Raw genomic sequence first — 19,899 nt, 5'->3', positions numbered from 1 at the left:
CCAATAACTTGATCCACAGACGGTGGCTCTCTGAGCTGCCACTGAGCGAAAGGTTGAGGTGTCATGAAATTTTGGTTGGCAGCAGCAGCTGCGGTCTGCGGAGCAAACCTGCCCCTGACGGCAACAGCACAGGACTGGTATGTGCGCGCCGACGGTTCGGTCGTCGCGGGAAGCATGGATGTCGACCTCTTCCCGTTCGGTGCGCCTGTGACGGGAGCGACTGATACCCTAAATGTTGATCTTGGGCCGGGGGTCCAGCTCACCGCTGCAGCCGGCATTGAACTGGAAAACGGCTTCAGTGTCGAAGGTCAGGCAGTCTATATGCGCTCGCAGCTCGACGGTATCGATGCGGGCCGAGACCTGGATGTCTATACATCCCTGACGGGCGGGATGCTTCGCGGCATCTATGTTGTCGAGCGGGCAGGTCTGAAGCCCTATATCGCGGTGGGTGCCGGATATGGCACCGCGCAGGTCGGTTCAACCGACGGAACCGTGGGTTCTGCGCTAACCGGGAATGGCGCGATGTGGAGCGCGGACATTGGCGCTGAGTACCCGCTCAGCGGGCAGGCTTCTTTGACAGCCGGTTATGGGTTTCTCGGCGGCGACTTCGATATCTACCAGCCGGAGATTCACCGGCTCTTCGTCGGGGTCAAGGTGCGCTTCAAATGACGCTGAACGCCAGGCCTGCGTGTCTTTACCGCCGAGCTCCGGCGCTGTCCTGCAGGCAAGAGAGTTGCAGCTTGCAGGAGTGCTGCACGGGCAGAACGGGAGAGCGTTGCAAGACCACCGCGCGAAAGCTCAGGCCTCGCCCAGGTGGTCAAGCAGCCCCGCCCGGAAAGCGGCCGTGACAAGCGCGGCCATCGAGGTCGCGTCGAGCTTTTCAAACAGGGAAGCGCGATGTTTCTCGACCGTCTTGTGGCTTATGGTGAGCTTGTCCCCGATCTGGATTGTCGTCAGGCCGGCGGCGATCAGCATAAGGACTTCGCGCTCGCGCAGTGTCAGCTGGGGCGGCGAAGGGGCGCCTTCCAGGCGCTTTACGATGTCGGTAGAGATGTATTTCCGGCCCGAAAGAATGACCTCCAGTCCGGCCCGCAATTCTGTTTCGCCGCAGGTCTTGAGAAACAGGCCGTCCACGCCGGCCGAGACCCAGTCAGCAAGCATGCCGACGGAGGTATATCCGGTGAACACCGCGATCCGGGTTGCCGGAGACCAGCGGCGACATTCGGCGAACACCTCAGCGCCGTTCGCATAGGGCATGGCGACATCCAGCGTCAGGAGCCCTGGCCGGTGTTTCCGGCAAAGCGCGATGGCCTCCAGGCCGTCCGCTGCAAGCCCGACAACCTTGGTCCGGCTGATGCCTTCAAACAGGGCGACGAGGCCCCTGCGAACCATTTCGTGGTCGTCTGCGATGACAATGCCGATTGTTCCCGTAAGGTCAGCCATGCATGCCGCCTTTGCGTCCGACCGGAGCCCTGATGCACCCCATGCTTGCCTCTTTGCCCCTCAAGGTAATGCTGTGCCTGTTGTGCTGCCTTTTCGCGGTCCCATCAAGCTCGGCCGGAATTCCGGTCCGGCTGGACGCCGACGCCCGCAGCGATTTCCTGTCCGAGGGAACCCTGGTTCGCGACTGGGACCTTCTGAACATTCCGGACGGCATAAATCAACGCCCCCCTGTTTCCCTTGCTGACGCTCGCAGGCTCATGGCAGAGGGGGTGTATGTCGAGCCCGCCCCGCCCGAAAGCGCCGACTATGTGTATGGCCCCGTCTGGCTAAGGGTCGAGGTTCAAAACCCCTCCGACCAGGAACTCGTCTACAGGATCATCCCGGAGAATTGGCTTTCGCTGTTCGACGTGGAGGCCCATCTGGTTCGAACCACCGGCCACGAACAACTGATCTGGCGCCAACCCGTCCTCGGCAATTCATTTGACGCAAGGATCCCCCGTCACCGGATATCGATGAGCGAGGCCTTTGCGATGAGCCCGGGCGAGACTGCAGAACTATGGTTCAGCTTCCGGTATGGCTACCGTGCCAATGCTGACTACCGCCTCGTCGAAGCACAGAGCTTTCTCGCCCGTCACGATCGGGAGCACGCCTTCCACACCTTTCTGTTTGGCGCCCGGGCCGCGATCATTGTGTTCGTCTTTCTGTTTGCAGCGATTCTGAACTTAAGGATTGCCTTTTATTACGGAATGTTTTCCATATTCATTTATTTATACTTTCTGAGCTCATACTTATATCTTCACAGCATAATATTTGACAATCTTTTTGTGAACTATGCTTCAGGTATTGTGTTCGGCGGCCTCGCCATGACAGCATTCACCTTCATGACGCGCGCGCTCCTGAATGCGCGGGAGACCAATCCGCGTTTCGACCAGATCCTCCTTGGTGCATTGGGGGCAAGTTGGGTCATTGGAGGCCTGTGTGCGACCATCATTCCTCCGCCCTTGTCCGAGCATGTTCTGCTCGTCGCCATTGTTGCCACAGCCGCCGCCAACTTCGCAGGCGCAGTCATCGCGTTTCGCGGCCGATACGCAGGTTCAGCGCTTTACCTGACGGCGTGCATCTTTCTCATCAGCATCAGCCTGTACGGCGTTGCGGTACAGGTATTGGATGTTCCCCGACCCATCGCTGCGGCCACCACGCATGCCGGCTTTACGCTGGATGCAGCGCTTTTTGCGCTCGCACTGGTCTCGCGTGCGCTGGCGCTGAGGCGCGAGCGAGACACGGCGACCCTGGCCGAGCTTGAATCTCTCCGGGAGAAATCCGAACTCGCTGCCCGCCTGATCGGCGCCGAAACAGCCCATGCCCATGCGCTGGAATTATCCGAACATCACCGCCGCAAGGCAGTATCGACGGCGCATGACCTGAAACAGCCCCTCCTGTCGCTGCGCATGGCGCTTGCCCGGCATGCGCCCGATGACGCGATCGGCAAGGGCCTGTCCTACCTTGAAAGCATCATCGAGCGTGATCTTGATGAGGCTCGCCGGACAGACAGGCACCCCGAACGCACCGCATTGCCGACATCGCTGACAGTCAACAAACTGATCGACAGCGCTGTCACGATGTTTGCAGATGAGGCTGCACTCAAGTCTGCCACGCTGAGTTCAGTGAGCAGTACACTGACGGTAAAGACAGATCCGATTATCCTCATGAGGATCTTGGCAAATCTCGTCGCGAATGCTGTCAAGCATACGGAAAAGGGGCGCATCCTTGTCGGCGCGCGCCGGCGCGGCAACGCCATATCAATCGAGGTTCACGATACCGGGAGAGGGGTTTCTGAGGCGGACCTGGAAGCGCTTTTCGAACCGTTCGTGAAATCTGATGAGTCGCCCGGAGAGGGCCTTGGTCTCTGGGTCGTGAAAGCTCTGGCCGAGGAACACGGCCTCACCATATCGGTTCGCTCCCGGCCAGGCCGCGGTTCCGTCTTCTCTGTCGGGAACATCCCGCGCGCGCCCGGCTAGCGTGTCCGGTATTGGACCGATTGGGGGAAATCCCCCGTTCATCCGGATGAACCCTGTCGCTTAGATGCTCTCCATCAAATGGATTGGAAGGAGCAGGACATGGCAGACACGGACCGGGTGGCATTCATTCAGCAGAAAACGCCCGCACGCATCGGCGCCGGGCCGCGAGGAAGGCTGGCGCTGCTTGCAGGTCTGTTATTCCTGTCGGCCTGCAGCACCGAGCCGGTTTACCGCGAGCAATTTGTCCTGACCCCGCCCGCAAGCGATCAGGCGCGCACCTGTATCGTCACCTGCGAAGGAAACGAAAACACGTGTATCGGGAACGCGCAGAATGCTGCTGACAAGTCCCACTGCGAACCGGAATCAATCAGGACATACGACACATGCATCGCGGGTCTGTCCGCCCCTGAATATGCAAATTCGCGTGTGATGTGGTGTGAAAGTCAGGCGCAACAGACGTTTGAAAATTGCACCGGGGCGGTCAGCAACCGGTATCAGAGTGCCGTGGATCAATGCCGTGCACGCTACCGGACCTGCTACCAGACCTGCGGCGGAACCGTATCGACCAAACAGGTCTGCGTGCGCAACTGTGACAACTGACGGCCAGACTGCCCGGCAGCAGGATGAAACTGATCCGTGCCGGTTCACAGTGCCGCCTGCGAAAGACACCTCCCATGAAAGCCTCAACGATGAAATCCTCCCTTGCCCTGGCCGCGCTCTTGCTGACCGTAGGCGCTTGCGCATCCTCGACAGTCCAGCAGATGTCGCGGACAACTTTCCAGATATCTTCCACCACGGCGCCAATCTGTGGTGGCGCCGCAGCTCCGAAGATCGCCTCGAAAGTCGCCGCGATTGAGGTTATCCGGCGAGGCGGGGACCTTTTTGTATTGACCGGCGCAGATACCAGCGATCAGGCAAGAGGCAACTTCTCGGCCAAGCGGCAGGGGGTTATCGTCATGATGGTTGACGAGACACATCCTGCTTTTGATGATGCCCTTTCAGCACGCGAACTGCTTGGCGCAGACTGGCAGAAACAGGTCAGATCCGGGAAACCGGGCACCTGCTTGTAATCCGGCGCCCTGTGTTCAGCCCGGACCCGCAAGGCGAAGGCCCGATACCGCTGCCGGGAGGTGTCAAAGCGAAGACCTCAGTCCCCGGCGTCCTTCATTCATCTTGCGCATCGCGCCCGCTCAGCGCATGCGTTCTGCAAGCCAGTTGCGGACGTCGGCCCAGTCCCTGCGGATGGTGCGGTCAGATAGGCCCAGCGCGAGCGCCGTCTCGGTCTCCGTCATGCCCGCGAAATAACGGCAATCGAGCACTTTCAGCCATCTGGGATGGGCAGCTGAGAGCTGACTGAGAAGGTCCCCTATGATCACGATCTGCTCAGGTGTCTCATTGAATTCGGGCAGCAGGCGTTCATCTGCGTCAAGCGACAGGTCCGGCAGACCAGAGGACCGTTTGGCGGCGGCCTTGCGCCGCGCATGGTCAATGATCACCTGGCGTATCGCCAGAGCCGCAGTGCTGAGGAAATGCTGCCGGGAGTCCCAGGCCGGCCTGGTCGTAAGCCGCAGATAGGTCTCGTGCAGGATGTCGACGGTGCCGAACGTATCCTGCACGCTTGCACGCCGCCGCCTCTGGCGGGCGATCTGCAGCAGCGCGTCATAGCTTTCGGCAAAATACTGGTCCGCGATCCGATGATCAATCGGACTATAGTTTTCGCCTCCCGGCCCGGTTGCCTGATCTGCCATCTTTGCCGTTTCCATCCCCCGGACTTGTCTTTGCCGGTCCCTTTTTTTCTGGCCGACGATGCGATGGCAGGAGGCCGGCTGCAAGCTTTTTGCCTGACCCGTGTCCGGTTCCGGCCCGGGGCTGCGTATTCACATCTGACAAGGCAGCGGCGGGTCGGGGGACTTTGCGCACAACCAGCCTGGGGGACGAGCGATGCAGACCACTTCTGAAACCCTATATGAAGGAGGCTGGCACTCGCTTCTGGCGAGACCGCGCCTGATCCTGCTTTCATGTCTGACCGTGATCTTCATATGCGGCCTGGGGCTGCGCGGTGTCGAGAAGGACCCCTCGGTAGATGCCTTCGTACCGGCCGATCACCGCTTTGCGCTGGCCCGGGACGAAGCGCGCGAAGTGTTCGGGCTAGAGGACCCGATTATCGTCGGGATCGCGTCAACATCTGACCGCGACCTCTTCGATCCGGTTACGCTCGGCACACTCGCGAGGCTCGACGAGGCCGTTCGCGCGATACCCGGCGTTCGCTCAGGTGAGGTCAGGAGCCTGGCCTCAATCCGGGCGATCTGGGGCGAGGCAGGCGATCTGGCTGTGGACTGGATCGTTCCGCGAGAAGCCCTGACCGAACGCTCTGCCGGCATCGCCGCAGAGCGCGTCAGCCATATGCCGATGCTGACAGGCAGCCTCGTATCATCCGACCGGCGGCTCCTGACCCTGATCGTGCCGGTAGAGGACCCTAACGACGCCTATCCGGTCATGACACAGCTCCAGGCGCTGATCGCAGCCGAGGAGGTCACCGCCCCCCACGCCGCGTTTCATATCGCAGGTGTGGCCGCGATGAACGCCCGGCTCGCAGACACGGTGGACAGGGATACGCGGGTTTTCATTCCCGCGGCGGTCTGCACCGTTCTGATCATTGTGTTTATTGCGCTGCGGAGCCTTCCGGCACTGCTCGGGCCGCTGCTGGTAATCGCGGGGTCGGCAGCAGTTGCCATTGGCGTTCTCGGCTGGCTGGGCTCGAAATACTACCTGATCACGACCGCCCTGCCCGTCGTCATAATGGCCATCGCAGTGGCCGACAGCCTGCATGTTTCAATGATCTATATGCGGATCCGACAGCTTCGGCCCTTCCTGGACGCGCGGACATGCGCGGCGACGGCCCTGAACAGGACATGGATGCCCGTGACACTGACCAGTATCACGACAATTGCCGGGTTCGTCGGCCTCTCCTTTGGCGCGGCAATGCAGCCAATCAGCGAGTTCGGCCTGTTTGCGGCGCTGGGGGTTGCTGCGGCCTGGCTGCTTAGCCTCACGGCCTTGCCCTGCGTTCTTGTCCTGACCGGTCTGCGGCCTGCCAGACATGCCGGCTTCCTGGCGTCCGACCAGAGGAGCACTGACCGGGTCGAGCGCAGCCTTGGCGCCATTTCGACCCGCGCCCTGAGATCTCCGGCCGCATCTCTCGGCCTGACGACGCTCTTGATTGCCGGTCTCGCCGTCTTCGCCCTACAGGCTGAGTTCGATTATGAGCGCAAGCGCTACTTTGCCACCGGAGACGCCATCATTGAGGCGGACGCCGTCCTGAACGAGCGGCTTGGGGGCGTGAACTTCCTCGATGTGATGGTGGTCGCCGACGAGGAAGGCGGGTTGATGGATCCGGCCCGGCTTGCTGCCATTCAGGAGCTTCGGGGCGACATGGCGGGCCTGCCTTACGTCTCCTCGGTCAGCGGCATCGATGAATATGTTTCTGTCATGCACCGGGCCCTGACCGGCAGCGGGCCGGGCGAACTGCCGGCCCGCTCCGGCGCCCCGGCGCAATACATGTTCCTGTACGAATCGTCTGCCCCCCCGGACGACTTCCGGGAGACGATCAACTATCTGCAGACACACGCGCTTGTGCGCGCGAGACTGTCAACCGACAGCTACCAGCTGACGAAGCCAGTCGTCGAAGCACTCGAGGCGCATCTGGCAGAATGGTCGCGTCAGAGCGGATTGTCAGCCGTCGTCAGCGGACGAGTGGCCGTCAATGACGGCTGGATGAGTCAGCTGGCAGACAACCACTTCCGCGGACTCGGCCTCGCCCTGATCCTGATTTTCCTGTGCGCCCTGATCATGCTGAGAAGCCTGATGTTTGCCGCTCTGGCGATGCTGCCTGTGGCGGCCGGCGTTCTGTCCGTATACGCATCTATGGGTGTATTCGGCATAGACATTGCACCAGCGACCTCAATGACGGCAGCGATCGCCACGGGGCTGGGCATTGACTTTGGCATTCACCTGATCACGCATCTTCGCGGCAAACTCGCAGCCGGATACAGCCTCCAGGAGGCCTTGCAGAGCGACTACCGACTGGTCGGGCGGGCGTGCTTCTATTCCGCGCTGGCGCTGGGGACAGCACTCGCCGTCATCTGCCTGAGTTCCGCGCCGCCGCTGCGCTGGTTCGGCCTGCTTGTCGCAACCGGCGCCTTCGGGTCGCTTGCAGGCGCCCTGCTTATCATTCCCAGCGCCTTTGCGCTCACCCGCCTCACCCGGACAAGGAGATTGCTGAATGCTTAGAAAAATCGCTCTGGCGGGCCTGTGCCTGTTCAATGCCCAGATCGCCGTGGCTGAAGCACCGGCGCGCGCCCTGGCGGAGAAGATTGCCACACGTCCGGCCAATGAAGGTCGCGCCGGAGACATGGTGTTCGAGCTGACCTCGGCTTCGGGCGCTGTCCGGAACAGACGGGCGCTTATGATCCATTCCGACAAGGATGATTTCATCCGTATCGGAATTTTCTTCAAATCGCCTGCAGCAATCGCTGATACGGCGTTCCTGAGCCATGACAAGACCGGCGCGACGGGTGAAAACTGGCTGTATCTTCCGGCAACCGAGCGTGTGCGACGCCTTCCAGCCTCCGAACGGGGAAGCTATTTCATGGGTACCGACCTGACCTATGGCGACATCAAGGACAATTTCCGCTTCAGCCTCGATGACTGGACATTCTCGGGCGGGGTAGAGGATCCCGAAACCGGCCTCGTCAGACTGGACGGACATGTCCGCACGCCCGATATCGGGCGGGAGATCGGTTACAGCCGCTTCCGGGCGCTGGTGAACACCGAAACCCTGTTTCCGGTAAGGATCGATTATGACGATACCTCCGGAAAGCCCCTGAAGCGCGTTGAGGTTCTCGAGCAGGAGCTGATCGGCGGCGCCTGGACGGCCATGCGGTTTGAAGTGGGCAACCTCCAGACAGGTCACCGGACCCGCGTCCATTTTGAAAACATGCGGCATGTGCCCTCGCTGGAAGAGCGGATCCTGACATCGGCCCAGCTGGCGCTCGGCGCGCCGGCGATCCGGTGAACCTTGATGCACCCTGGCTTTTCAACATGCGCGATGGCGTGCGCCGCGATCCTCGCACTCTCCACCTCACCCGGCGCCGAAGCAGAGGCTGTATCCGGGACGGTGCGGGTCAGGGCCCAGACGGAAGCGGCAATCCGGCTTGAGGACGGGAGCGCCTCTCTGGCACGCGTCAGCGTCCAGCCCCGGTTCCAGGTAAGGAGCGCAAAGGGCTGGCGAGCGGAAGTATCGGCGCAGCTTGTGGCAGCGCCGGACGAAACAGGGGTCGGCTCAATCCGCACATATTCAGCTGCGTCGCGTCCCGTTGAACTAGGTCATGATGGCCGCATCGAACTCGACCGCGCCTTTGTGACATTCGGAACAGGCGACCAGAGGCTGACCCTGGGCAAGCAGAGCCTTGCCTGGGGGATCCTGGACGGACTTCAGGTGACCGACCGGTTCGACCCGGTAAACCGGACGGAGGGCGTGTTCGGTGAGATCCGCCCGCAGCGGCTGGCGCGCTGGGGCGTGCGGTGGCAGGCCCAGGTCGCAGGCACACGGATAGATGCTGCCGCTGCGCTCGATCCGACGGTCAGCCAGCTGCCGCAGGCCTCAGGCGCGTTCGCGCCGGTTGCGCCGCGACTTCGTGCCGGCCTGCCAGGCGGGGCAGCGACGCTGCCTCTGACCGTCGCCGCGCGGGACGAGTACCTCAAAGATGCCACCCTCGGCCTGCGCGCGTCCCGAACTTTCGGGCGCTCTGAAGCCAGCCTCGTTCTGATTTCCGGTCCGGAAACGGAGCCTGTGTTTGAGGCAACATCAACGCCCGGGGGACCGGCGATCGCGCTGCGCTATCCAAGGCGGGCAGTGATCGGTGCCACGCTCGACCGCGCCGACGGGCCGCGCGTATGGCGCGTGGAAGCAGCCTACATTCCCGACCAGCCCGTCAATATCAGGACTGCGCAGCCCGTTGCCTCCGAAAGTCGTCCCCGCTTCCTGGCCGGCCTCGGCCTCGACTGGAGTGCTCCGGGTGACGTGCTTTTCAATCTGCAGCTTGGGGTCGACCACATCGATGCAGGGGACGCCGACATCGTCCGCCCCGAGACGGATGTAATCGCGACGCTCAGGCTGCAACGTGCCTTCCGGAACGAGCGGTTCTGGCTGAAAGGTGAGATACTGGGCACATTGAGCGAGGGTGACGGGGCGTTCCGGCCCTGGCTTGAGTGGCGCCAGAGCGATGATCTCGTCATCTCAGCCGGCGCAGATCTCGTCTGGGGCCGCGAGCAGGGCCTGTTCGGACAGTATGAGAGCCAGTCGCGACTGTGGACACGGGTAGCAAGGACATTCTGACCCTTCGTCCACGGCGCTCTTCTGCCGGCGAACGGGCCCATGAACAATACTTGACGCAAATCACAGAGTGCGTTTCGATCACGTCTGTCGAAAGGGTGGGACTTGTCGATGCTGAACTGGGACCAGATCATACTGAATGCGCAAAAGGCACAGGGACTGCCGCCGGATGCACGCGCCAGGTATCTGAGTACTCTGGAGGCCACCACGGACCATGCCGGCGAGGTGCGAACCCTGCTGACCCGGCTGAACACGAGGCTTTCTGGCCACGTCCGCAACCGGCGAGACAGACCCGGTCGCACATGTCGGCGCCGCGGACATCCGGATCGGTCCCTGGCGGCTGGAGACGCTGGTTGGCCGCGGCGGCATGGGCGAAGTGTGGAGGGCGCGGCGGGATGACGGGATCTACGATCAGATAGTTGCTATCAAGCTGATGCAACCCGGCGGGCCGGACCGGGCCGCCCGGTTTGACAATGAACGCCGCCGCCTGGCACAGATGGAGCATCCCGGCATCGCCCGCATCCTGGATGGCGGTATCACAGCCGACGGGCTCGCCTATATGGCGATGGACTATGTCGATGGTGTTCCGATTGATCAGTTTGCGTCCGGAAGACCCCTTCGTGAACGGGTCCGACTGCTGGCTTCAGTATGTGATGCAGTCCATCACGCGCATACCAAACTGGTGCTGCACCGTGACCTGAAGCCGGACAACATCCTGGTGGATCAGAACGGCCAGGTACGATTGATAGACTTCGGCATTGCCGCTGCGATGGAGGAGAGCGAGACCGGCGGCCCCCTGACACTGGCTTATGCCGCCCCGGAGCAGTTGCAGGGCAAGCCGCTGTCGGTTGCCACAGACGTGTTCGGCATCGGGCTTGTCCTGCACACTGTGCTTTCCGGCCGCCTTGCCATGCGCCGCCATGATGCATCAATTGTCGTCGACAGGTCCGGCATTCCGCCCAAAGACCTGATCGCCATAGCAGAGCGCGCAACGAAGGCCGACCCCTCCGCGCGCTACCCGTCTGCCGATGCGCTCGGCAGCGAGCTTCGCAGGTTTCTGGACGGTCAAGCGGTGTTCGCTCGTTCCGGCGGCCTGACTTACCGGGCCGGAAAAATAGTGCAGCGCTATCCGGCAGCGAGCACCGCAGGCAGCCTGGCGATTCTGGCACTGATTGGCGGTCTTTTCACAAGTCTGAACTTTGCGAGTGAAGCGCGCGGCGAGACGAAGCGGGCAAACTCTGCCCTGGCCCAGGCAGAATGGCAGCTTCAGAGATCTGAAACTTTCCTGCAGGCGCAGGTGGCATACGGAGATGCCTTGCAGAGATTGTTCGGGGCCAATGCAGATGCCGAAGCCCTTAGCAGCGCGCTCAACAACATATGGCTTGAGGCGCACGCGAACCGGGCGGGCAATCCCGAAACAGCCGCTGCGCTGAGCTATGCGATCGGACGAAACTTTTACTTCCGTGGCGACAATGTTTCTGCCCTGTCAATTTTTGATGCCTGGATGGGAGAAGGATATGGTCCGCCGGAAATGATCGCCTTTGGCGAGGAAGTTTACGCAATGATGCTTCAGGATGCCGGACGTGTGGACGAAGCCATCCCGCGAATGAGAGATCTGGTACTGCGCTTTGACACCGGGTTTGCCACAAGCCTGACTGACCGTGTCAATTATGCCGTGCGCCTCGCGCGAATGACCCGGGATGAGGCAGACATATTGCTGGGCGAAGATTTGCTGCAGCAGCGACTTACGCACGACCTGGCGCCCTTTGACAGGCTTTACGCTTTCAGTCAGCTCGGATCACTCCGAATGATCAGGGACGATCGGGAGGGCGCCCTCGAGGCATATGGCGAGGTCTTGCGGATGTATGAACTTCATCCCGAGTACGCTTCTAACGGAAGGGACATCTCCCGCTTCAATGTGGCCTCGCTCCAGCTTTTTGTTCGCAGCAACAGTTCTGAGGCCGACAGGCTGGCAGATCTGATCCTGACCGAAGACTTCGCCTTGAAGGGGGTTAGTCTGCAAACAGGCAGAGGCTACCTCATTCGAGGACTGGCTGCGGAAGCGGAAGGCCGCACAGGGGATGCTCTGGCTGCTCTTTCGGCGGCTTACGAGACATTTTCGAGTTTTGCCGGTGCTGAAAGCACCCATGCGATCAGCGCCCTGTCGGCCCTGGCCGTTGCGCATGCATCCGCAGGCAATCTACAAGCTGCAGAGGAAGAACTGGCGCGCGCCTCAGCCCTTATTGGTGAAGCTGACGCCGGCGATGACCGACAAAGAAAGATCCGACTGGCACATCTTCTGATCCGGCGAAGCGCCGGCGCTGCGGTGGAAGACGTGCAGGATGCCCTTTTGCTTGAGCCCGATATAAAGGCGCTCAGGACAGACGGACTTAGCAGGTATTACCATGACAGGCTGGTCCGGTCCGGCGTGCCGGGGCTGAATTTCAAGTAGGCTCAGGAGCTGGCGCCCCGCAACGGGCTGTACAGGCGGCGGAGGATCATCGGGCGTTTTCCTGCAGGCTGGTCCTCGCGGAGAGCACGCTGGTCCTAGCGGAGAGAAGACAGGTTGACACACTGCATCTCTACCCGGACACATAACCGTGCTTCACTCGCAAGAGGTTTATGCGCAAATCCAAGGGAGACGAACGTGCTTAAATGGGTCATTCGTCTGATCGTCGCGATTGTCTCAATTGTTGTTTTGACAGGCGCGCTGCTTGCTGGGCTGCCCTGGCTTGGCGTGGTCGCGGAGCGGATTGGGTCAGAACCCTACCGTAATCACCTGAGTGCCAACGAAGTCGTGCTCGACCTGAGTGCGCCCGATGCAGGGCTTCAGCTGAGAGCAGATGACCTCGACGCCCGATACGTCCTGCTCGGCGAAATGCACGGCTATGCGCTGCCGCAGCAACTCGACACGGCCCTGGTAACATACCTTCAGGCAGAGGGACCGCCGCGCTGGTATCTCGCCGAAATGACCCCGCGCGAAGCCATTGCCGTAAATGAATACCTGTCAGGCGGTAGCGACATCTATGCCCGGGCGGTGTTTGATCGGTTTGCCGAGAGTGGTCTTCAGTGGGCGAACAAAGAGTTCTTTCAGAAGCTGACATCTCTGCGTGGGTTGAACGAAACACTTCCCGCTGATCGCCAGATTCGATTTATCGGCATCGATCTTGATCGTGAAGGCGATCCCCTTCAACTGCCTGAAGCCGGAGGCGGCACGGGTCCCAACCTCGGCGATCCCTCCACAGCGCGGGCCATCAACGAAGCACTACTCCGAGTGCCCATAGAAACCCGCAACCGCTACAACGCCATGAAGGCGCGGCTCACCGCACTGGCTGAGATGCCGGGTTTTGCCGATGCGCGATTCGCCGGGCTCTGGGGCTTCTTCCATGCAAGTGAAGCGCCCATCAATGGTGTTGAACCGCTTTCGCTCTGGCTACAGGATGCCGCTTCACCCTATGCAGGAGACGTTGTCACGATCAATTCCCTGTGCGTGGGCGAGTGTTTCAACATGATGCCGGCGGCAGCCTTGCCAGATCCGATGAAAGGCCCGAACGAAGAAAACTATACCTGGGTGCCGATGGGCATGGAGAACCCCTACTTTCAGCGTCCCAAAGGTATCAGCGACTTCATGCATGCGTTGGGAGACGACCGGGCCGCTCTTTACCGCCTCGGCGGTGACGCCAGTCCTTACAACGAAAGCAACCGACTGGCGGCCTCATCGGGATATCTCGTCATGATGAACCCGTGGGACGTTTCTGGAACGACGACGCAGATGACCGACTACGTCCTGGTTTATCGCGACACCGCGCCACTCTACCCGTGGTCGGGCACTGCTTTCGATCTGAGCGGCGCTGCGGCGACAGCCAAGTAGCGGACCGCCAGCTCCGGGCCAGTCTCTGACATGTTACCGGTTGGCCTCCTGGCGACCCGCCCGAGTCCCTGCGTGCCCGGCGCTAGGTCGCAGCCGGCATCAAACCCGCTGCCATCAGACGTTCGACGATGATGGGTAACAGGTTTTCCGGAATCTCTCCGGGCGCCGGCTGGCTGGTGAAGGCCCTCGACTCAGAAAGCACGCGGTCGCCCTGGCGGATGATGAAGCCCTCATAGCCCTTCGCGCTCACCTGCCTGCAGATCTCGGTATAGGTGTGCAGCCCGCCCGCATATGGCATGAACATGCGCGGCTTGCCCGGCACGTTGGCGCCCATGTACCAGCTGTTGGCCTGCGGCAGCATGGTCGGCGTCACCGCTTCGGTCGAATGCCGGCACCACGCCGCCTCGGCTTCCGGCGAGGCCTCGATGCTGGTCTGCTGGCGCTGTTTCAGCGCCAAGAGGCAATCGGCGATCCACTCGACATGCTGCTCAATGGAATTGATCATGTTGGTCAGGACGGACGGGCTGCCCGGCCCGGTGATCGTGAACATGTTGGGAAAGCCCGAAACCATCAGCCCCAGATAGGTGCGCGGTCCTTCCGCCCAATGATCCTTGATCCTCCGTCCCCCCACGCCCCGCAGGTCGATACGGTCGATGGCGCCGGTCATCGCGTCGAAGCCAGTCGCCAGCACAACCGCGTCAAATGCATATGTCTTCTTCGACGTTTCAATGCCTTGCGCATTGAAGCCGACCAACGGCTCGGCGCGCAGGTTCACCAGCTCGACATTCGGCCGGTTGAACGTCGCGTAATAGCCCGTATCGACGCAAGGCCGCTTGGTGCCAAAAGGGTGATCCTTCGGTGTCAGCAGGTCGGCCACCGCCGGGTCGGCAACTTGCTCGCGGATCTTCTCGGCAATGAAGTCCTGCACGATGCGGTTGGCCTCCGGATCGACCGCCGTGTCAGCGAAGGCGCCCAGGATGCGAAACCCGCCCCATGCCCAGCGCCGTTCCAGCTCGGCGCGAACCGCCTCCGGCGCGGTCTCGGTGGCCATCGCTTCTGAGGCCTCGTTCTGGAAGCCGCCGACCGTATCTTTCGAGGCAGCGCGATAGGCGCGCGGGTCTTTAGCCCAGGCCTCGAAGTCAGCTTCCGGTATCGGGCCGTTGTGCGCAGGCATCGAATAGTTCGGCGTGCGCTGGAACACAGTCAGATGTTCGGCTTGCTGCGCAATAATCGGAATTGATTGGATCGCGGACGATCCCGTGCCGATGATCCCCACGCGCTTGCCCGCAAAGTCAACGCCCTCGTGCGGCCAGCGAGAGGTGCGGTAGATATCGCCCTTGAACGTGTCGAGGCCGGGGAACGTCACGTCCGTCGGGATGGAAAGGCACCCGGTCGCGAGGATGAGGTGGCGGCAGCGCAGCGCCTCGCCCGAATCCACCGCGACCTTCCAGACTTGCACGGCCTCGTCCCAATGCGCCGCGGTCACTCGGGTGTTGAAGCGGATGTCACGCTTCAGGTCGAAGCGGTCTGCGACATGTTCGGCATACTTCAGCAATTCGGGCTGCGGCGCATAACGCTCGGACCAGCGCCATTCCTTCTCCAGGTCCTCGTCGAACCCGAAACTGTATTCCAGGCTCTGGATGTCGACGCGCGCGCCGGGATAGCGGTTCCAGTACCAGGTTCCGCCGACGCCGCTGCCGGCCTCCACGACCTTCGCGTTGAAGCCGAGCCCCCGCAGCTTGTGCAGCATATACATGCCTGCAAAGCCAGCCCCAACGATCAGGGCATCAATCAGTTGCCCGTCCTGGGACGGGAGTTCAGATGAAACGGCCATGGCGGTGTCCTTGTTGCTGATTGGACGTTACGCCAGTACAGCGCAAATCCGCGCCTCGATAAAGCCTGCCGCAAGGGCCGCCGGTCCGGATTGATCAATTCCTTCACCCCGCGCCTTCTCCGCTTGCCAAAAATCTTTACGGGACCCGTTCGAGGGCGAGGGATGGCCGAGGCGACGGCGACCGGCTGGCTTTCGCCCAAAACCGCCGTCCCGATTTCAAGGCGATACGTGCAGCCGCCCTTGACGACCGTCGTCAACTTTGCGCTGGCTGAAATGTTAAAACTGCGCAATTCGGGACCTGTTCGCTTTTGTCCGACACCACCCTCGAGGGGACCAGAACCTGTGACCAGGCCCAGACTGTTCGGCATTTCCGGCTCCCGCGCGATCCGCGCCATCTGGGGCATGGAGGAAACAGGCATCGACTATGAGCATGTGCCAGTCACCTATGGCGCCGACTCCAAGGGGGCAGACTATCTGACCGTCAACCCCAATGGCCGTATCCCGGCCCTGATCGACGGCGACCTGCAACTTTTTGAGTCCATGGCCATCAACCTCTATCTGGCCAAGCGTTATGGCGGAGCGCTCTACCCCTCTTCAGCCGAGGATGAGGCGCGGACCTGGCAATGGAGCGTCTGGGGCATCAGTGAGATTGAACCGCTGCAGATGCAGATCGTGATCCAGAAGCTTTTCACACCTGAGGACAAGCGCAACCCGAAGGTCGTTGAGCACGCCACTAAGAACCTGCAACGGCCGCTGAAGGTTCTGGATACAGCGTTGGAAGGACGTGACTGGCTGGTGGGAAGCGCCTTTTCGGTAGCAGATCTCAACGTAGCTTCGGTGATGCATCTGATGGGGGAGATACGCTTCGACTATAGCGAACATGCCAATGTGCAGCGCTGGACAGATGCCTGCTACGCTCGCCCGGCTCTGGCCCGGGCGTTGGCGAAACCCTGATACCGCTGGTCGCTCCAGTCCTGCGCCTGGCGCAGGGCTCATAGGTCCGGCGCGATCGGCGCCAAAATCATCGCTTGTCCTGTTTGTCGGGCATCATCGAACAACTGCATCGGGCCGGCTCGGCCCCCAACTCGGCCCCGAGACCGATCATCGACGACCGACACCTTCATCTCAATCCAGTCGTCAGGATGCCGAGGCGCTAGCCGGCGTGAGATCGCCGAAGACGGACATTCCTTTTGTGCTTTGAGTTCCGGTGTGTGTCCAGTTTCCAACTGTATCGGGTAGCCGCTACCATTGCAGCTAAGGGCTCACATTGACGCAGGAGGGACCGATTGCGATAGGTCCCCGTATGGACTGGGATGCCTTCTTCACGGTGCATCGCGACCTGCCCAGGGAAGGCCCAGGGCTCGCCGACGATGTCGCTTGGGCCGGGCGCCTGAGCGCGGTGCCCGGGGATGGGCTTGTGTGCGACGCCGGATGCGGACCTGGCGGCGACCTTGCGGCTCTGCGTCAGCTGGTTCCCAAAGGCCGCGTGGATGGGTTTGAGACTGTGGCGCATTTCGTCGAGGCCGCGACTGTTCGGTTCGCAGGCGATCCGTCCGTGCGGATCATCAAAGCCAGCATGGAGACCCTCGCCGGTTCCTACGATCTGATATGGTCGGCAGGGGCGGTCTATTTCCTTGGAGTGACGAAGGCGCTTAATGTCTGGCGCAGGGCTTTGACCGAGACCGGCGCTGTGGCTTTCAGCCATCCCTGCCTGTTCACTGACAAACCCTCCAGGGCGGCGCTGGCGTTTTGGGAGGGCGAACCGGGAAGTATCGGGACAGAGAGCACAACGCGCGCCGAGATCGCCTCTGCCGGCTGGCGGGTGCTCGCATCGCGGCCACTCACTGACGAGGCATGGTCTGCCTACTATGATCCGATGCTGGCGCGCTGCGACCAGCTGGAAGCAGGAGAAGTAAGTGATGCGGTAGCATCTGCGATTGCCGCGGCCCGGATGGAAGCTGCCAGTTGGCGCACCGTGTCGCACGAAACAGGATACATGCTTTATGTCGTTCGCCCGTGTTGAGGTGCGTCTCCAGCACCACGCTCGGGCGCTCGCTGACGCATCGCGCTCGCCGAACGGCAGGCTGTGTCAAGTCCTGCCGTTCGTGTACCAGGCCGCGGCCCGGAAGGACTTCGCCGAGTTGTCCTGCGGCGCACTATTTCCGGCGCGCAAGTTCTTTACGCAATGCAGTTGCCGACACTTGCTGGACTGCAACGAGTGCGACAGCCATCACAACCGTTGTGAAGAACACCACCGACGCTAGGCCGGAGCTCGCTGAACGCTGTCATAGCCGTTCCTAAGGTCAGGGGCTCGAGCGGCGCAGAGATCCCGGAATTCCCGCGGCGGGCTGGACTGTTCTATCGAATCCGATCCGGCACTCTGAATGCAGCTTGGCCCCGCCAGAGTGGCCATATCCGCTTTCCCCCGGCACACGCGGCGGGACCCGCCTTCTGCTAAGCGCCGTCCACAGAGCCATCATTCAGCGTGATGCGCCGGGTGCAGCGTGCGGCGACGTGTTCGTCATGTGTGCAGATGAGGAAAGTTGCCTTGTCCTCCCGGTTCACTTCGCGCATCAGGTCAAGAACCTTTTCGGCTGCAACCCGGTCGAGGCTTCCCGTCGGTTCGTCGGCAAGTATCAGTTCGGGTTTGTTCATCAGGGCTCGCGCAATGGCGACGCGCTGCTTCTGCCCGCCCGAGAGCCGGGTAGCCGGAAAATCCATCCGGTCAGCAAGGCCGACCCGGGCGAGAAGGTCCCGCGCTCTTCGGCGCATGGCGGGGCTTATGGCGCCTGCCGGCGCTGCAGCCGGGAAAGCCACATTCTCAGTCGCTGTGAAATCGGGCAGCAGATGATGGAACTGGAAAATGAACCCGAGCCGCCGGTTGCGAAACTGCGCGCGCTCCAGATCTGACAGTCCCTCCACGCGTTGGCCCGCGATGGAAAGTGTTCCTCTTGTCGGCCTGAGCAGGAGCCCGACGATGGACAGAAGTGTCGATTTCCCCGATCCGGACGCGCCCAGCAGGGCGACGAGTTCGCCCGGCTGCAGGGTGAGGTCGACACCTTTGAGCACTTCGGTGAGCTCATCACCATTGCGAAACGTCATGCCGATTCCGCGTGCCTCAACTAGCGCTCTCATTGCTGGATTGCCTCCAGGGGATCCAGACGTGCGGCTGACCAGGCAGGGATAACCGAAGCCAGGACGGCGCCAATCGTCGTGAGCAGGAAGACGACAAGGTATCCGCCTTCGCCAGGTGCGATCGGAAGCGCCATAGTCCCATCCGGTTTGGTCAGCGTTTCCAGCCAGGAGCAGAGGGCAAACCCGCAGGCGCAGCCGATGCCAGCCCCTACCATGCCGATCAGTAAACCCTGCAGCAAGAAGACGGCAGCGATGAACGCACCTGAAACCCCGAACGCGCGCATGATCCCGATTTCCCCGCGGCGGCGATTGGCAGACAGGCTGAGGGCGCTGGCGATGCCGATCAGGACCGATATCAGCGAGAAGGTCTGGATCAGCGTGCCGGTCTGCGACTGTGCATCAAGAGCGCCCTCAAGACTTGCATTTTTCTCCTGCCATGAGGTAGCGCGCAGGCCCGTTGCCTCATGCAGGAACGTCGCCAATTCCCGAGCGCCGCCAGGATCGTAAAGCTTGATCTCGATGTTCGTGATCCCCTCTGGCAGAAGGAAGAGAGGGCGAGCGGTCTGGATGGATAGATAGGCAACCCGCTCATCCAGGCTTTGCAGGCCTGTCTCGAAAACCCCGCGGACGATCAGGAGCCGGTCGATGCCGCGATCTGTTCTGAGGAGAACAGGCTGACCCGATGAAAGGCCGAGGTTTTCTGCCAGCCTGGATCCAATCAGAATGCCGTCCGCCCCGAGGCTGGCGTCACCGCTGATGATCTCAGTACTGATTGATGAAATCGCGTCGATAAAGGCCGGGTCAAGCGCTGTTACGGCAACCGGTGAAACCGCTTCACCTTTGACCAGGAATGCACTTCCGGAAATCTGCGGGCTGATGGCCGATATATCAGGATGACTTTGCAAAAGGGAAACCGTCGACTTCCATGCACGAATTTGAAGGCGCTGAAACGTGGAAATGATCGCGACCGACTCCAGCTCGGCATCAGGACTCGGCAGAACGCGCGCAATCCGGGTTTCCGGCTCGAGGGAAATGTGGGCGCTATTGGCCGTCACATCATTGGTCAGACGGATTGCCAATCCCCCGATCAGGGCCGTGATGAACACAAACGCCGTGACCCCAAGTGAGACGCCGGATATCAGCAGTGCCGTCTGGGAAGGATTGGAGAACAGATAGCGGCGCGCAACCGTAAAGGCGAACATGG

16 protein-coding genes are annotated in these 19,899 nt (G+C 61.5%); 11 read left to right on the top strand and 5 right to left on the bottom strand.

Going from position 1 to position 19,899, the window contains the following annotated elements; genetic code table 11:
* Positions 1-63 precede the first annotated feature (63 nt).
* A complete protein-coding gene (locus tag KG722_RS11640) occupies positions 64-669 on the top strand; it encodes an outer membrane beta-barrel protein (RefSeq protein WP_213271957.1) in 606 nt (201 codons plus the stop codon).
* A 129-nt stretch (positions 670-798) separates the two neighbouring features.
* Here KG722_RS11640 and KG722_RS11635 read toward each other — a convergent pair whose 3' ends face one another.
* Positions 799-1,443, bottom strand: coding sequence for a response regulator transcription factor (locus KG722_RS11635; RefSeq protein ID WP_213271956.1), 645 nt, complete (start codon positions 1,441-1,443; stop codon positions 799-801).
* Positions 1,444-1,973: 530 nt separating this feature from the next.
* Between KG722_RS11635 and KG722_RS11630 the strand changes: the two genes are divergently transcribed.
* The 3 genes from KG722_RS11630 (at position 1,974) to KG722_RS11620 (ending at position 4,531) form a co-directional block, all read left to right on the top strand.
* Complete coding sequence (locus KG722_RS11630) at positions 1,974-3,461, top strand: sensor histidine kinase (protein WP_213271955.1); 1,488 nt, start codon at positions 1,974-1,976, stop codon at positions 3,459-3,461.
* Positions 3,462-3,560: 99 nt separating this feature from the next.
* Entirely contained in the window at positions 3,561-4,061 is a 501-nt protein-coding gene (locus tag KG722_RS11625; RefSeq protein ID WP_213271954.1) for a hypothetical protein, read from the top strand.
* Positions 4,062-4,135: 74 nt separating this feature from the next.
* A complete protein-coding gene (locus tag KG722_RS11620; protein ID WP_213271953.1) occupies positions 4,136-4,531 on the top strand; it encodes a hypothetical protein in 396 nt (131 codons plus the stop codon).
* A gap of 120 nt (positions 4,532-4,651) precedes the next feature.
* Here the strand turns inward: KG722_RS11620 and KG722_RS11615 are convergent, their stop codons facing one another.
* Positions 4,652-5,209 (bottom strand): ECF-type sigma factor, encoded by a 558-nt coding sequence (locus KG722_RS11615; protein WP_213271952.1) that lies wholly within the window; start codon positions 5,207-5,209, stop codon positions 4,652-4,654.
* Positions 5,210-5,402: 193 nt separating this feature from the next.
* Between KG722_RS11615 and KG722_RS11610 the strand changes: the two genes are divergently transcribed.
* The 5 genes from KG722_RS11610 to KG722_RS11590 all read left to right on the top strand — a co-directional run bounded on the left by KG722_RS11610 (position 5,403) and on the right by KG722_RS11590 (position 13,726).
* Positions 5,403-7,751 (top strand): MMPL family transporter, encoded by a 2,349-nt coding sequence (locus tag KG722_RS11610; RefSeq protein ID WP_213271951.1) that lies wholly within the window; start codon positions 5,403-5,405, stop codon positions 7,749-7,751.
* On the top strand, positions 7,744-8,535 hold the full coding sequence (locus tag KG722_RS11605) for an outer membrane lipoprotein-sorting protein (protein WP_213271950.1): 792 nt from the start codon (positions 7,744-7,746) through the stop codon (positions 8,533-8,535). Before KG722_RS11610 ends, KG722_RS11605 begins: the two co-directional genes overlap by 8 nt.
* A 6-nt stretch (positions 8,536-8,541) precedes the next feature.
* The gene (locus tag KG722_RS11600) at positions 8,542-9,858 is read left to right on the top strand and encodes a DUF1302 family protein (protein ID WP_213271949.1); all 1,317 of its coding nucleotides are present in this window, start codon (positions 8,542-8,544) and stop codon (positions 9,856-9,858) included.
* A gap of 259 nt (positions 9,859-10,117) precedes the next feature.
* Entirely contained in the window at positions 10,118-12,307 is a 2,190-nt protein-coding gene (locus KG722_RS11595; protein WP_366910235.1) for a serine/threonine-protein kinase, read from the top strand.
* Between the two features lie 195 nt (positions 12,308-12,502).
* Positions 12,503-13,726, top strand: a complete 1,224-nt coding sequence (locus KG722_RS11590) for a hypothetical protein (RefSeq protein ID WP_213271947.1) — start codon at positions 12,503-12,505, stop codon at positions 13,724-13,726.
* 82 nt (positions 13,727-13,808) lie between these two features.
* Here KG722_RS11590 and KG722_RS11585 read toward each other — a convergent pair whose 3' ends face one another.
* The gene (locus KG722_RS11585) at positions 13,809-15,560 is read right to left on the bottom strand and encodes an NAD(P)/FAD-dependent oxidoreductase (RefSeq protein WP_213271946.1); all 1,752 of its coding nucleotides are present in this window, start codon (positions 15,558-15,560) and stop codon (positions 13,809-13,811) included.
* Positions 15,561-15,902: 342 nt separating this feature from the next.
* Between KG722_RS11585 and KG722_RS11580 the strand changes: the two genes are divergently transcribed.
* Entirely contained in the window at positions 15,903-16,514 is a 612-nt protein-coding gene (locus KG722_RS11580) for a glutathione binding-like protein (RefSeq protein ID WP_213271945.1), read from the top strand.
* Between the two features lie 349 nt (positions 16,515-16,863).
* Positions 16,864-17,583 (top strand): class I SAM-dependent methyltransferase, encoded by a 720-nt coding sequence (locus tag KG722_RS11575; protein ID WP_213271944.1) that lies wholly within the window; start codon positions 16,864-16,866, stop codon positions 17,581-17,583.
* 431 nt (positions 17,584-18,014) lie between these two features.
* Here the strand turns inward: KG722_RS11575 and KG722_RS11570 are convergent, their stop codons facing one another.
* On the bottom strand, positions 18,015-18,695 hold the full coding sequence (locus KG722_RS11570) for an ABC transporter ATP-binding protein (protein WP_366910234.1): 681 nt from the start codon (positions 18,693-18,695) through the stop codon (positions 18,015-18,017).
* Positions 18,692-19,897, bottom strand: coding sequence for an ABC transporter permease (locus KG722_RS11565; protein ID WP_213271942.1), 1,206 nt, complete (start codon positions 19,895-19,897; stop codon positions 18,692-18,694). Before KG722_RS11565 ends, KG722_RS11570 begins: the two co-directional genes overlap by 4 nt.
* Between the last annotated feature and the right edge of the window lie 2 nt (positions 19,898-19,899).

Origin of the sequence: Hyphomonas sp. (genome assembly GCF_018402285.1) — a bacterium.
Taxonomy (GTDB): domain Bacteria; phylum Pseudomonadota; class Alphaproteobacteria; order Caulobacterales; family Hyphomonadaceae; genus Hyphomonas.
Note: the sequence above shows the minus strand (reverse complement) of the source record. Positions and strands in the feature narration are given on the sequence as shown.

Excerpts from the sequence above, each read along its gene's own strand:
- KG722_RS11640 (WP_213271957.1), top strand. The coding sequence starts at position 64 with ATGAAATTTTGGTTGGCAGCAGCAGCTGCGGTCTGCGGAGCAAACCTG.
- KG722_RS11635 (WP_213271956.1), bottom strand. The coding sequence starts at position 1,443 with ATGGCTGACCTTACGGGAACAATCGGCATTGTCATCGCAGACGACCAC.
- KG722_RS11630 (WP_213271955.1), top strand. The coding sequence starts at position 1,974 with ATGAGCCCGGGCGAGACTGCAGAACTATGGTTCAGCTTCCGGTATGGC.
- KG722_RS11625 (WP_213271954.1), top strand. The coding sequence starts at position 3,561 with ATGGCAGACACGGACCGGGTGGCATTCATTCAGCAGAAAACGCCCGCA.
- KG722_RS11620 (WP_213271953.1), top strand. The coding sequence starts at position 4,136 with ATGAAAGCCTCAACGATGAAATCCTCCCTTGCCCTGGCCGCGCTCTTG.
- KG722_RS11615 (WP_213271952.1), bottom strand. The coding sequence starts at position 5,209 with ATGGCAGATCAGGCAACCGGGCCGGGAGGCGAAAACTATAGTCCGATT.
- KG722_RS11610 (WP_213271951.1), top strand. The coding sequence starts at position 5,403 with ATGCAGACCACTTCTGAAACCCTATATGAAGGAGGCTGGCACTCGCTT.
- KG722_RS11605 (WP_213271950.1), top strand. The coding sequence starts at position 7,744 with ATGCTTAGAAAAATCGCTCTGGCGGGCCTGTGCCTGTTCAATGCCCAG.
- KG722_RS11600 (WP_213271949.1), top strand. The coding sequence starts at position 8,542 with ATGCACCCTGGCTTTTCAACATGCGCGATGGCGTGCGCCGCGATCCTC.
- KG722_RS11585 (WP_213271946.1), bottom strand. The coding sequence starts at position 15,560 with ATGGCCGTTTCATCTGAACTCCCGTCCCAGGACGGGCAACTGATTGAT.
- KG722_RS11575 (WP_213271944.1), top strand. The coding sequence starts at position 16,864 with ATGGACTGGGATGCCTTCTTCACGGTGCATCGCGACCTGCCCAGGGAA.
- KG722_RS11570 (WP_366910234.1), bottom strand. The coding sequence starts at position 18,695 with ATGAGAGCGCTAGTTGAGGCACGCGGAATCGGCATGACGTTTCGCAAT.
- KG722_RS11565 (WP_213271942.1), bottom strand. The coding sequence starts at position 19,897 with ATGTTCGCCTTTACGGTTGCGCGCCGCTATCTGTTCTCCAATCCTTCC.